The sequence below is a fragment of the Streptosporangium sp. NPDC001681 genome, from assembly GCF_040298085.1.
Lineage (GTDB): Bacteria > Actinomycetota > Actinomycetes > Streptosporangiales > Streptosporangiaceae > Streptosporangium.
Genome location: NZ_JBEOZN010000011.1, coordinates 16,244 through 29,347 on the forward strand (window position 1 = coordinate 16,244; position 13,104 = coordinate 29,347).

At 68.6% G+C, this 13,104-nt stretch carries 12 protein-coding genes; 6 read left to right on the forward strand and 6 right to left on the reverse strand.

What is annotated here, in order from left to right; genetic code table 11:
* Positions 1-251: 251 nt before the first annotated feature.
* From ABT130_RS07205 to ABT130_RS07215, 3 genes are all read right to left on the reverse strand, one after another.
* A complete protein-coding gene (locus tag ABT130_RS07205; RefSeq protein WP_350953575.1) occupies positions 252-554 on the reverse strand; it encodes an SbtR family transcriptional regulator in 303 nt (100 codons plus the stop codon).
* A 620-nt stretch (positions 555-1,174) separates the two neighbouring features.
* Positions 1,175-1,813, reverse strand: coding sequence for a pentapeptide repeat-containing protein (locus ABT130_RS07210; protein ID WP_350953577.1), 639 nt, complete (start codon positions 1,811-1,813; stop codon positions 1,175-1,177).
* 186 nt (positions 1,814-1,999) lie between these two features.
* Complete coding sequence (locus ABT130_RS07215) at positions 2,000-2,566, reverse strand: TetR/AcrR family transcriptional regulator (RefSeq protein ID WP_350953579.1); 567 nt, start codon at positions 2,564-2,566, stop codon at positions 2,000-2,002.
* Between the two features lie 99 nt (positions 2,567-2,665).
* Here ABT130_RS07215 and ABT130_RS07220 point away from each other — a divergent pair, with 99 nt between their 5' ends.
* Positions 2,666-4,240: an MFS transporter gene (locus ABT130_RS07220; RefSeq protein ID WP_350953581.1), complete on the forward strand. Its 1,575-nt coding sequence runs from the start codon at positions 2,666-2,668 to the stop codon at positions 4,238-4,240.
* Between the two features lie 417 nt (positions 4,241-4,657).
* Here ABT130_RS07220 and ABT130_RS07225 read toward each other — a convergent pair whose 3' ends face one another.
* Positions 4,658-4,873: a hypothetical protein gene (locus ABT130_RS07225; protein WP_350953583.1), complete on the reverse strand. Its 216-nt coding sequence runs from the start codon at positions 4,871-4,873 to the stop codon at positions 4,658-4,660.
* On the opposite strand from ABT130_RS07225, the gene ABT130_RS07230 reads away from it, so the two are divergent.
* A complete protein-coding gene (locus ABT130_RS07230; protein WP_350953585.1) occupies positions 4,874-5,683 on the forward strand; it encodes a hypothetical protein in 810 nt (269 codons plus the stop codon).
* Between the two features lie 131 nt (positions 5,684-5,814).
* On the opposite strand, the gene ABT130_RS07235 is transcribed toward ABT130_RS07230, so the two are convergent.
* Together ABT130_RS07235 and ABT130_RS07240 are read right to left on the reverse strand one after the other, a co-directional pair.
* Positions 5,815-6,864, reverse strand: a complete 1,050-nt coding sequence (locus ABT130_RS07235) for a lytic transglycosylase domain-containing protein (RefSeq protein WP_350953586.1) — start codon at positions 6,862-6,864, stop codon at positions 5,815-5,817.
* Between the two features lie 41 nt (positions 6,865-6,905).
* Positions 6,906-8,588 (reverse strand): serine/threonine-protein kinase, encoded by a 1,683-nt coding sequence (locus ABT130_RS07240; protein ID WP_350953588.1) that lies wholly within the window; start codon positions 8,586-8,588, stop codon positions 6,906-6,908.
* 380 nt (positions 8,589-8,968) lie between these two features.
* Here ABT130_RS07240 and ABT130_RS07245 point away from each other — a divergent pair, with 380 nt between their 5' ends.
* The 4 genes from ABT130_RS07245 to ABT130_RS07260 all read left to right on the forward strand — a co-directional run bounded on the left by ABT130_RS07245 (position 8,969) and on the right by ABT130_RS07260 (position 13,101).
* The gene (locus ABT130_RS07245; RefSeq protein WP_350953590.1) at positions 8,969-9,988 is read left to right on the forward strand and encodes a metallophosphoesterase family protein; all 1,020 of its coding nucleotides are present in this window, start codon (positions 8,969-8,971) and stop codon (positions 9,986-9,988) included.
* 125 nt (positions 9,989-10,113) lie between these two features.
* Positions 10,114-11,376, forward strand: coding sequence for an ROK family protein (locus ABT130_RS07250; protein WP_350953592.1), 1,263 nt, complete (start codon positions 10,114-10,116; stop codon positions 11,374-11,376).
* Positions 11,373-12,302 carry a carbohydrate ABC transporter permease gene (locus ABT130_RS07255; RefSeq protein ID WP_350953594.1) on the forward strand — a complete coding sequence of 310 codons (930 nt, stop codon included), beginning with the start codon at positions 11,373-11,375 and terminating at the stop codon, positions 12,300-12,302. The genes ABT130_RS07250 and ABT130_RS07255 overlap by 4 nt, the downstream gene beginning before the upstream one ends.
* Positions 12,295-13,101, forward strand: coding sequence for a carbohydrate ABC transporter permease (locus tag ABT130_RS07260; protein ID WP_350953596.1), 807 nt, complete (start codon positions 12,295-12,297; stop codon positions 13,099-13,101). The genes ABT130_RS07255 and ABT130_RS07260 overlap by 8 nt, the downstream gene beginning before the upstream one ends.
* Positions 13,102-13,104: the final 3 nt, after the last annotated feature.

Here is a 13,104-nt window from a genome sequence, read left to right on the forward strand (position 1 = left end):
GCGGCCTTGGCCGCCGCCGCGGACTACGCCCTGCCCGTGTGTCTGCCGTAGGCGAACGCCAGAAGTAGAGCGGCACAACACCGGCCCAGGTTCGCCACGCTTACCCCGACCGATTCTGGCACCCCGCACCGCGCAGGAAGCACCAAGGAGAGCCGCTCACCGGCAAGGCGTGACAGAGCGCCCTCTTCTGGCAGGCGCATGGACGCAGATGGCCCCCTCCTTTCAGGTGGGTTAGGCAGAAAGTCGCGAACTCAGGCTTGGGTCGCCGTGATGTCGGCGCGGCATTGCACGCCGTCGAAGAGGAGTGCGGTTATCCGTGCGGCGTTCTCACGCCAGCCTTCCGTGGCGCGCAGATTGCAGACGCCTCCCATGGCGCGCAGCAGAGTCTTGCCGTCGACGTCGGCACGGATCGTGCCTGCCCCGGAGCCTGCGGCGAGCAAGCGGTCGAGACAGGCGGCCATCTGTGAGCGCGCGTCGTCGAAGACCGGCGAGTCCGTCGCCATGATGCTTGCCAGCGCGGCGGCCATTCCTTTGCCGATCGCAGCGTGCTCCACGAGCAGGAGCAGGAATTGCCGCAGGGCCTCGTCCGGGGCGGGCTGTTCCAGGAGTGCCGGTGGCGCGGCGCACAGTTCGGCGACCTCTTGCCGGTAGACCTCCTCGACGAGGGCCTCACGCGTCTCGAAGTGGCGGTACAGCGTGCCGACGGCGACGCCGGCCCGTCGGGCGATGTCCTCGACGTGCGCATCGGCCTCGCCGGCAAGTCACAGTGTCGAGTCTCGTGACCGTCGTCATCGTCCAGCTCGGTTGCATCCGGATCACGTAGTGGACGCAGGTCGCTGGTCGGGGTGGAGGTGCTCCGGCTTCCCCGACATCCCGACCCCCTGGACCACCGAACCCGCAGGAACCTGACCAGCGGGCAAGGCACGTGGAGCGCCCGGTGTGTGGAGACACGCACGCCGGGTGCGGCGGGCGGGCCGGGGAAACCCACCGTGAGTAATCACGGCAGGACGCCCCGGTCCGACCCAACCCGACACCCCGACGGGCCCGGCAGCCCGGCCCCGCGATCGGCCGAACTTGCGTCGACCACCGCGGCGGTCGCTGGCGCACGACGCAAGTACCGGCCAGTTCAGCTGCCGGATACGAAGTCGATCAGAGTCGTTGTGACGGGGGACGTTCACAGAACCGTCAGCCCACGGGCCGCCAGGATGGCAGCAGCCTGAGTAGGGCTGATGACGGCACCGGCGAAAGCACGGAGTTGGTCGTCTTCGGGCTCGCCGATGTCGGCGCCCCGCAGGTCGGCCTTGGCGAACGTCGCATTGGCCAACCTGGCGAGGGTGAGGCGGCAGTCGTTGAAGACGGCCCCGGTGAAGTCGCAGCCGGAGAGGTTGGCCTCGTCAAGCCGAACGCCGTTGAACTCCTGCTTTCTGAAGGAGCACCCGGACAGGTCGGCCAGGGTGAGATTGGAGTACGAGACGAAGAAGGATGTCCCCCGGGACCCGGTAAGCCCCGCGCCGATCATTCGGCAGCCGGTGAAGCTCGCGTCGGTCAGCAATGCGTTGCCGAACCGGGCGCCCGACAGGTCGACGCTGGTGAACACCGCATCCGTGAGCTCGGCGCGGACGAATCCGATCCTCGCGCCGCCGCCGCCGTCGAATCGGGCGCCTTCGAGGTCCGAGCCCCGGAAATCGGTCTCTTCGAGAATGCACCGCTCGAAGACGTAGCCCGCCAGATCGGCGTCGCTCAGATCAGCCCGCGACAGGTCGCAGTCTCTGAAGACGTACGGCTCCGCCGCCAGCACGTTGGTGAGTGCCATGCCGGAAAAGTCCAGGCCTTCCACAATCCGTTGCTCTGTGAGCAGTTCCGCGACGGTCATGCTGGACCGCCGATCTGGAATCGGGCGATCGTCTGTTCCGATGCGTCCAGCGGTGGCTCACGTCCCCGGTCGGTGGGGCGGGCCTTGTGATGGCATTTCACTTTTCCAAACCTTTCGAATGATGAACTATGCCGCGAACGCCCGCACCAGCGTGTCGCCGAGCAGGCGGCCCGCTTCCTCCGGGGTCCTGCGCCCGGCGCTGACCTCCTCGTTCGCGCCGAGGGCAAGGGCTCGGATCATCGTGTACGCCCAGTCCGGCGGCAGGTCGGGCCGTATCTTGCCGAGCTTGTGCGCGGTCGTGAGCCAGGCGAGCAGCGGCTCGTCCGAGGCGGGGTGCTTCAGGGGGTCCTCGGCGAGAAGGTCGCGATGCGCGTCGAGAAAGCGGTAGCGCTCGCCGACCGCGACGATCCCGGGCCCGAGCCGGCGCAGGATCGCCGTGGCGGTCCCGCCTTCGGCGATGGCCGCGGTGACGATCGCGCGCTGTTCTTTGACGACCACCGCGAAGAGCGCGCGGACGAGGTCCTCGCGTGCGGGGAAGTGCCGGTAGACGGTGGTGCGGCCGACGCCGGACGCGTCGGCGATCTCCTGGATGCTCGCCTCGGGTTTGGAGCTGAGCACGCGCATCGCGGTGGCGAGCACGGCGTCCCGGTTTCGCTTGGCGTCGGAGCGGAGGGGCTGGTTGTTGTTGCTCATAGGGAAAGTTAGCCATGTCGAAGAAGTGGAACAGCTGAGTACCAAGTGGTACGTTCCTGTACCGCTTCGTAAGTCTAGCTTACGCCGGAGTTCCTCACCATGAGCAAGCCCAACCTCCATCGACCTGTCACGACGTCTACGAAGGACGCCGCGTACCCGCCACCGCGCCAGCGCCGACTCACCCTCGTCGCTGTCGCTCTCGGCGTCATGATGGTCAGCCTCGACGGCACCATCGTCCACGTCGCGAACCCCACCATCGCGAAAGATCTCGGCTCTTCCCTGGCCGGCCTGCAATGGGTGACGAACGGCTATCTCCTTGCGCTGGCCGTCGCACTCATCCTCGGCGGAAAGTTCGGCGACCGCTTCGGCCGACGGCGTACCTTCATGATCGGTATCGTCGGCTTCGCGCTCACGTCGCTCGGCTGCGCATTATCGGCCTCGATCGAGATCCTCATCGCATTTCGCGTGCTCCAGGGCCTCGCCGGCGCGATGCTCGTACCGAACACGCTCGCCCTCCTGCGCGCGACCTTCCCACCGATCGAACTGAATCGTGCGGTCGGTATCTGGGGAGGCGCCTCCGCACTTGCCGCAGCCTCCGGCCCGATCGTCGGCGGTGTGCTCGTCGAGCACGTCTCGTGGGAGTCGATCTTCATCCTGAACCTGCCGCTCGGCCTCGCCGCCGCGTTCTCCACCCTGCGGTGGGTGCGGGAAACGCGCGCCACCACGCACGCCGGAGGCTTGGACCTGCCCGGAGTGACGCTCCTTTCCGGTGGCCTGTTCCTCATCGTTTGGTCATTGATCAAAACACAGGAGCACGGCTGGACTTCTTCATACGTGCTCGGTTTCGGTGTCACGGGCCTCATCGTCCTCGGGCTGTTCGTCCTGCGAGAGCGCCGCACGGCCGACCCGCTGCTGCCGCTGTTGCTCTTCCGCTCCCGCTCACTGTCTGTGGGGGTCGCGCTCGTGGTCTCCGGCTTCTTCGCGCTGTACGGAGTGCTGTTCTTCATCGGCCTCTACCTGCAGAACGTGCACCACTACAGTCCCGTCCAAACGGGGGTACGGATGCTGCCGCTCACAGCGGTGTTCGCCTTCAGCGCGCCGCTAGGCGGCTTCCTCACCGAGAAGTTCGGCCCCCGGTGGCCGCTGTTCTCTGGCATGCTCATGCTCGCCGGCACGTTCTATGGCCTCACCGCTCTGGAGGCGGACTCGTCCTTCCATGAGCAGTGGCCGTACTTCGTCGTCCTCGGGCTGGGGATGGGGCTCGTGATCGTAGCTTCGACCGAGGCGATAGTCAGCAACGCGCCCGTCGAGCACGGCGGCATCGCTGGGGGCCTGCAGACGACGGCGAATCAGTTCGGCGGCGTACTCGGCACCACCGTGCTCGGATCGGTGGTCGTCAGCACCGTCGGCCACAGACTGCCGGGTGCGCTCGACGATGCGGGCGTGCCCAGCGTGGTCGCCGCCCGGGTAGCCGCGGACCCAGGGACCATCGGGCAAGGTCTCGCGCCGATCAGCCCGGAGATGAGCGGTCACATCGTGGCCGCCGTCACCGACGCCTCGACGCAGGCGTTCATGGACGGCTTGCACGCGGCGATGTGGGTGGGTGTCGGCGCGACGTCGGTGAGCGCACTGCTCGCGCTGCTCATCCGACGACGCGAGTACGGCGGAGCGTAGGACCGCTACCGGGTACGGGGTTGAGGAACCGGCGGGCAGCCGTTGGCGCTGAGAATGACCTTGCTCCTCGTTGTAGCGGTGAGCTGGTCGAATGCGAAAGGGCCAGGCGGTCAGGGCCCACTGAGGTGAGGGCAGGGTCCAGGGAAACACCGCTCCGACATCCTGCATAGCCTTCCGCGACCTGCGACGCAGCGGCTTACCGCCAATGGCTGTTCCGCTGTTCCTCAACCCCCTACCTGTCAGGCGGACCTCAACCCCGTTCAACTTCAAATCCGAATGATTGCCAACGATCGTAGCTCCGGAGTCCGCCTCTCCGGCTGCCGGCCGCGCACAGCGCCCCAAGACCATGAATCCCAGCATGAAACTGCTTTCTTAACGGGGCCTGGTGTGCGGAAATGCCGTACCTGAGCCTTCGACTCATCGCTGCTGCTCGGTAGGGATCCGCTGAGACAGGGCTACCACATCGAGTTCGACGGAGCCGCGTCGGTCCTGCTCGGAGGGGTAGGCGAAATATGGCGAGAAAATCCAGCTGATCAGACTTTCGTATGGAATTACATATTTCGAGACGCGCTCGTGATCAAGGTCCGGCAGGCTTTCCTTTTTCTCCCCCTGTCGGACGATCAAGGATTCCATATGAAGCGAGTGATCGCGAGTGTCACGGCGGCCACGGCCGCTCTGCTCGTGACCGCAGCCCCCGCCCAGGCCGCTCCCGCTCCCGCGGACCCGGTCAAGGCGTTGAAGAGCCGACTCGTCGCGGGCCAGGGTGTGAAGTTCACCGAGCTCAGCACCATGAAGAAGGAGGGCAAGACCGAGCCCTACCTCAAGCGCACGGGCTCGTTCCAGTTCGGCAGAGCCGGGATCGTCGCCTCGGACATCAGCTCGAGAGGCGCGATGCCGGTCGACCCGAGGATCGGGCAGTACAACGGTATGTTCGTCCCCGGGCGGACGATCCGGATCGGCACCACGAGCTACTCCCAGGGTGGCACCTACCGCGACAAGATGCCGAGTGGCAAGAGCTGGTACAAGAGCCCGGACGGCATGACCGGCGACGTGGCCGGCTGGTTCAGCCAGCTCGTGAACGTCGCCGAGCCGGCGACCCTCGCCACTCTGCTCAAGGGGGCCAAGCAGACCCGTAACACCTACACCGGCACCACCACGTTCGGCCGGCTCGCCAAGGTCTCACCCTGGTTCCGCGCCACCCTGCCGATCAGGTCGAGCGACAAGACCGTGGTGACGTTCAAGCTCACCGTGGACCGCAACCGGCTCCCGCAGCAGCTGACCACGTCCTTCCCGGTCACCGGCATCTTCGACAGCGCCGGCTGGGAAGGAGAGACGCTCAGCGCCGAGACCCGCTACACCGGCTGGGGGAGCAGGGTCTCCATCAAGGCTCCGCCCGCGAACAAGGTGACCACCAAGCTTGAGGACAAGGACGGCCTGCCCTAGCGGCCATCGGGCCCGGCGGCGGCGCCATGCGATGAGGACCTCCCGGGGCGGTGACTCCCGCGTCGGGGGCTCCCCGCAGGGCACCTTGACGGCTGGACCCCTTCGTAAGAACGCCGGTGAGCACCCCCGGATCAGGGGCCGGTGAGGCGGCGGTCGCCGTTGGTGGTGACCACGTAGACCTGCCAGTTGTAGTACGCGTAGTAGTTCCTGATGTCCCGCTTGATCTGGCGGGCGTGCAGTTGCACCGCGTCGACGTACGCCCAGGAGTGGTTGTAGGCGTACAGCGCTCGCCGGTAGTCGCGCGGTGCTCCCGAGGCACGCAGGTAGTTGGCCGCGGCGAGCAGGGCGTCGCGGGTGTCCTGGATGTCGCCGCCCATCCCGTAGGCGGCCCAGGTGCCCGGCATGAACTGCATGGGTCCCTTGGCGCCGGTGTGGCTCGGTGAGCGTACCCGGCCGAACTTGGTCTCGACGAACATCACCGCCGCGAGGATCTCCCAGTCGACGCCGAACCGGCGCTCGGCGTGCTTGAAGTGGCCGAGCAGGACATCGGCGGGCTTGGCCGGCTGGACGCGGAACTTCGCCGACCCGCTGATGGGGTGGACGAGGGAGAGCAGGTTCCGGATGGCCGTCACATTGTCCTTCGCCTGCGCGGCCAGGGACTTCGACAGCCTGGCGTAGGTGCGGGAGGCGACCTCCGGATTGCGGGCGAGATAGCGGTAGACGCGCTGCTGCTGCAGGGCCAGCAGCACCACCGGCTCGGGGGGCTGCCCCTTGCCGGGGTCCCCGTCGCGGATCCAGTCGTCGGTGGCGCGCCGGAGCTCCGCGACGGTGCCGGTCAGGGAACGGGCCAGTTTCGCGGGGTCCTTGGGGATCGCCGCCTTCGGATCGGGCAGGGCGGGTCGCGACCCCGCCGACTGCTCCGGAGCCGGCTGTGCCGCTGTCCGACCCGGAGCTGGCTGACCTGGAGCTGTCTCGCTCGGAGCTGTCCGGCTCGGCGCGTTCGACGAGGCGGCACCCGACGAGGTGGCACCCGACGAGGCGGCGCAGCCGGAGGTCGCCACGGCCAGGCTGACGAGCGCCGCGGCCATCGGTCTCCACCGGCCGGTACGCACGGCCGGCGGTACGGGCATCGCCCGCCCGCTCGGTCGGTGGCTGTGAATCCCCGCGCGCTGATCACTCATCGGTCTCAACGTACCCGAGCGACGACCTCTCAGGGGCAGGGCTACCAGAACACCCAGGGGCTTTCGCTGCCCCCGCCGAAGGCGGAGGTGCCGCTCCTGCGCCAGCGTTGCCGGACGTTGAGCTTCGCACCTGTGCGCTGAGCGGTGACGGTGAACGGGCCGCAGGTGGCGACCGCGCCGTCGCCGGCCGGCGACAGACCGGTGCAGATCATGGGCGGGGACACGTTGGTATCGGCGTCGGTGTTGTACAGCTGGACATGTACGTCCGAGCGCACATCGGCGGCGCCCCGGATACGGCCGAGGAGATGGAAGACATCGCCGACCAGGGCCATGCACGGTGACATCTGCGTGCCGGTGCCGTCTCCGGTGGAGATCCACGCCCTACACCGCCACTGGGGTTTCGGCTGTTCGGAAGCGGGGGGGTCGGCCGGGCCCTCGACTTCCGGTGCCACCTCCGTCTTCGGCCGTGCGGGTTTCGGCGACGGTGTGGCGGTGCCCTTGGCCTTCTTGGCGGGCTCAGTGGCGGTGACCGGCGGGGTGCTGGGCACCGTCTTGGGTTTGGGTTTGGGTTTGGGGAGAGGGGACTCTTCCGAGGCGGGGGCGTCGGTTTGCGGGATCGGTGGTGTGTTCCGGGCCGTCATGGGGGGAGCCAGGGCGGCCGCGGTCGTGGAACGCCCTGCCGGCACGGTGAGGCCGGCCTCGCCGGAGGAGTTCACGACCAGGGCTACGGCGGCTGAGGCGGCCAGCGCGGTCGTGACCGCCGCCGCGCCGATCAGGCGCGGCCTGAGCCGTGATCGTGACTCGGGACGGGGACGAGGCGAGGTGGCGGCCAGATCGGGGGCCAGGGGTTCGCGGGTGATCGCGGGGTCGGCCGTCCGGCTGATCGGGGGCAGCGCGGGCAAGCCGGCCAGGGCCGGCACCAGGGTGTGTGCGGTCGCGGCCACGTGATCGATGGAGGGCCGCTGCGCCGGATCTTTCGCGACACAGGCAGTGATCATCGACCAGACGGCATCGGGCATCCCGGCCAGCCTGCGTGGGGCCGAGATCGCGTGCTGGCGCAACACGGCCATCGGATGGTCGCCGACGAAGGGCGGACGTCCGGCCAGCAGCTCGTACAGCACCAGGCCGGTCGCGTAGACGTCCACGGCAGGGGTGGCAGGTCGCCCATCGGCCACTTCGGGCGCCAGGTAGGAAGGGGTACCGAGAATCAGGCTGGTCTGGGTCAGACCGGGGCCGTGCGCGAGACGCGCCACGCCGAAGTCGGTCAGCCGTGCCTGTCCGGCGGCATCGACCAGGACGTTCTCCGGTTTGACGTCACGGTGAACCACGCCGTGGGCGTGGGCGTGCGTCAGTGCGTCGGCGATCTGGCCGATCAGGCGTACGGCCTCGGCGGGAGGTAATGAGCCACGCTCACGCAGCAGCGCCCGTAGATCCTTTCCGTCGACGAGATCCATCACCAGGGCGAGCTGGTCGCCCCCCATCACGAAGTCGCGCATCGTGACAATGTGGGGATGGCGCAGCGCGCGCAGCACGTTGCGCTCCTGCACGAACCGCAGTACCAGACCGTCGTCGGCGCTGAGGTTCTTGTGGAGAGCCTTCACCGCCACCGGCTCGCCGGTGGCCACCGAGCGGGCTCTCCACACCGTGCCCATTCCCCCGGTGCCGATCTCTCCCAGCAGCTCGTACCGGCCGGCGAGTAGCGCCTCAAGACCGTCAGCCGTCATGCGTGCCCCCTTTGCCGCACCGGGCGAGTTATCAAATTAACGAATCCCTCGAAATAAAAGAAATGGCGACCTATTACTGGATTCTCCCGTGGGACCAGCTCATCGGGCCGATCGATCCACTCAAGGTGAACGGCGGCCCAGGTGACGCACTCTGCCGAGTAAAGATCATAGGGCGCGACGGCGCGTAAACGAATACGGAGTTTCGCCTCTTGACCGGATACCCGAGAGCGTAAGGGGGCGAGGGCGAGGCTGCCGAGCCCCGCAGTGAAGTCGGCGGCAATCTGTCCGGGAGGTCGTGCCCGCCCATGGGAGTGCTTGAGAGTCGCACGCGGTGGATAATCCTTTGCACGCCGAACCACTGCCCGCCTAGGCTCGCCGGGGTGCGACGTACCGTCATCGTCGGTGACATCCACGGCTGCTTCGACGAACTGCTCGAACTGCTGGAGAAAGTCGGCCTCCGCCCGGACGACCTGCTGGTCAGCGTCGGCGATCTGGTCGACCGCGGCCCGGCACCCGGTGAGGTGGTCAGGCTTTTCCGCGAGCGTCCGAACTCGGTCGTGGTCATGGGCAACCACGAGAGGAAGCACGTGCGCGGGATCTTCTCCTACGCGCAGGAGATCACGCGCTTGCAGCTGGGCGACCGCTACGCCGAGACGGTCCACTGGATGCGGACGCTGCCGTACTACTTCGAGAACGAGCATGTCCGGGTCGTCCACGCCGCGATGCTGCCCGGAATTCCGCCGGCCGACCAGAAGGAGGAAATCCTCTGCGGCTCGACCAGCGGTCAGCGAGAGCTCACCGCGCTGTTCCCGGACGGCCACTGGCACGACCACTACACCGACATCAAGCCGGTCGTGTTCGGCCATCATGTGACCGGACGTGAGCCGATGATCCGCGACGGCAGGATCTTCGGCCTGGACACCGGTGCCTGTCACGGCGGGAACCTGACCGCGCTGTGCGTGCCGGGATTCACGGTCCACTCGGTGGAGGCGCACGCGGATCACTGGTCGGTCGCCAAGCGCCAGTGGCAGTTGCCCGTCCTGAAGACCAAGCCCTGGCATGACTTCACCTGGTCGGAGCTGGCTGAGGCGATCGTGCGATTCTCCTCGACGCCCGACGCCGCCGCGCGCGGCTGGCTGGAGACGGTCGAGAAGTGGGCCGCGGATCTGCGGTCGTCGTTTCCCGCCCTGGTGGCCGCGGCGCATCGCGTCGCCGACGGGCTCACCACGAACGAGCTGCGACGGCATCCCGCCGCGCAGTACCTGTTCCAGGCCCGTAACGGCCGGCTCGACCAGGCCGGCCTGGCCAGGCGGTGCTCGACCCCCCGCAGAACGATCGACATGGCGGCCGCGCTGGGGCTGGCCGTGCCCGAACCGCCCATCGGCCTGAAGGGGCCGTGACCACCTGCCCCAGGCCCCGGCCCGCACTCGCGGGCCGGGGCCTTTCGCGTGTTTCGGGGGCTTGACAGCGACGTTTCGGGCGGTCATATTTTCACCACTAACTTTACCTCTATAGAAAGTCCCTCATGGCAGGCACTGACCGCGGCGACCTCACCAGGACGGCGATCCTCGCCCTCCTCGGCACGGTCGGCCCGCTTAGCCGGACCGAGATAGCCCGGGAGCTCGACCTCAGCCCGGCGAGCGTCACGCAGCTGACGCGTGAGCTCATGGGCCACGGCATGCTGGAGGAACTCGACCTCAAGCCGTCGCGCGGCGGCCGGCCCGCCCAGCGGCTCGGCCTGGTGGGCAGTGCGGGCAGGGCGCTCGGCGTGAAGGTGACGGCCGACCACCTGGTGCTGGTGGACGTCAGGCTCGACGGTGAGGTGCTCGGCTCCTGGGAGCGTCCGTTCGACCCCGCCTCGCTCGACGCGCTCGGCGACCTGGCCGACGCGGTCGAGTCGGTGATGTCGGCGGCTCCGGCGGCCGGGCAGGCGCCGCCCCTGCTGGGCATCGGTGTGGGCGTCCCGGGGAGCGTGGACGACCAGGCGGTGGGCACGGTCAACGCGCCCACCCTGGGCTGGCAGGCCATGCCGGTCGGCGAGCGGCTGCGCCGCCGCCTCAACCTGCCGGTGCTGGTCGAGAACGACGTGAACGCGCTGGCCGCGGCCGAGCGGCTGTACGGCAGGGGCCGGACGCACCGCGACTTCCTGGTGCTGACGATCGGCCGGGGCGTCGGCGCGGCGATCGTGGCCGACGGCCGGGTGTACCGGGGTGCCAGGGGCGGGGCAGGCGAGTTCGGCCACCTCCCCGTCGATCCTTCGGGGCCGGTGTGCGGATGCGGCGCCCGGGGGTGCCTCGAAGCCTTCGTCGGTTCCGCGGGGCTCCTCGCGGCGGCCCGTGCCAAGCGCGACGGCGGCCGGCAGGACGAGACGGACCCCCTCGGCGCCGTGGCCGCTCTGGGGCGGGCCGCGGCGGGCGGGGACCGGGCGGCACTGGCCGTGTTCGCCGAGGCCGGGGCGATCCTCGGCCGGGCCACCGCCGGGCTGATCAACGTGGTGGACCCCGAGGTCGTCGTGCTGCTCGGCGAGGGGACGGCCGACTGGCCGCTCTGGCAGGCCGGGTTCGACCGGGCCGTGCGGGCGCAGCTGTATCCCGGGCGACGCGACATCTCGATCGAGGTGGAGAGCTGGGACGACACCAGCTGGGCCCAGGGCGCCGCCGCGCTGGTGCTGGCCACGCCGTTCGACGCCGCCGGAGCCGCCGGGGAACAGGGCCGCCTGGTCAGGGCCCGCCTCATCGAGGGCGGTCTGGTGAGCGCCCGCCGTACGAGTAAGGGAGCGATCGCATGACCCTCATCGCGGCCCGGCCGGAGGCCGGGCCCGCGCACGTGCGGCGGGAGCCGAGACGGCGGCTGCGGTACGCGGCCACCGTGGCGGTGTTCCTGCTGCCCAGCCTCGTCCCGCTGCTCCTTTACACGCTGATCCCGATGATCTGGTCGTTCTGGACGAGCCTCCACGAGTGGGACCTCATCACCGAGATGCGCTGGGTGGGCCTCGGCAACTACGCCGAGCTGATCGGGGACCCCCAGACCAGGGCGGCCTTCCTGCACACCCTGTACTTCATCGCCGGCTACCTGCCGCTGGTGTACCTGGGCGGGCTCGGGCTGGCGGTGCTGCTGAACCGGGCGATGGCCGGGCGGAGCCTGCTGCGCGGCGTGTACTTCCTGCCGGTCATCACCAGCTGGGTCGTCGTCGCGCTGATGTGGAAGTGGCTGCTCAACCCCGCCAGCGGGATCGTGAACTGGGCACTGGGTCTTTTCGGGATCAGCGGGCCCGGCTGGTGGACCGATCCAGGCTGGGCGATGCCGTCGGTCATCCTCGCCTCGGCCTGGAAGGACCTCGGCTTCGTGATGATCATCCTGCTGGCGGGCCTGCAGGCGATCCCGAAGGAGTACCAGGAGGCCGCAATGGTCGACGGCGCCACCGCGCTGCGCCGGTTCCGGCACATCACGCTGCCGCTGCTCTCCCCCTCGACGTTCTTCGTCATCGTGATCTCGCTGATCAACGGCTTCCAGGTGTTCGACCAGGTGAAGATCATGACGGGCGGCGGGCCGGCCGGCGCGACGCAGGTCGTCGTGTCGCAGATCTACGACCTCACCTTCCGGTACGGCAGGGCGGGCGCGGCCTCGGCGCTGTCGTGGCTGCTGTTCGCCGTCGTGCTGCTGGTGACCGTCGTCCAGATCCGGGGCCAGAAGCGGTGGGTGACCTATGGGTAAGGCGATCCGCCACCTGCTGGTGTGGCTGGGCGCGCTGGTGATGCTGTTCCCGTTCGCGTGGGCCGTGATCACCTCGATCACGCCGAGCGACGCGGTGCTGGCCGTGCCGCCCGACTTCACCCCCGACAACGCGAGCCTGGACGCGTACGGCAAGCTCCTGGAGACCCTGCCGTTCTGGCGGATCGTCGCCAACAGCGCCTGGATCGGGGCCGCCTCGACCGCGTTGCAACTCGTCACCAGCGCGATGGCGGCCTACGCGTTCGCCAGGCTGCCGTTCCCCGGCAGGGGCGCGCTGTTCGCGGTCTACCTGGCGACGCTGATGATGCCGCTGCCGGTGCTGGTCGTGCCCCTGTTCATCGAGATGCGCACGTTCAACCTGGTCGACACCTACTTCGCGCTGCTCGCGCCGACCATCGCCTCGGCGTTCGGGGTGTTCCTGCTCCGGCAGGCGATCAACCAGGTGCCGAAGGAGTTCGACGAGGCGGCCGTGCTGGACGGCGCCGGACATTTCCGGATTTTTGTGTATGTCGTGCTGCCGCTGATCAGGCCCGCCCTGGCGACCTTCGCCATCTTCGGGTTCATGGCCAGTTGGAACAGCTACCTCTGGCCACTGATCATCATCAAGTCGCCCGAGTTCATGACGCTCCCGCTGGGGCTGGCCACGCTGCACGGCCAGTTCACCACCGAGTGGGACGTGGTGATGGCCGGTTCGGTGATCAGCGTCGTCCCCATTCTCATCCTGTACGTCTTCGCGCAGAAGCACGTCATCGCCAGCGTCGCTCAGTCCGGGCTCAAGTAAAGG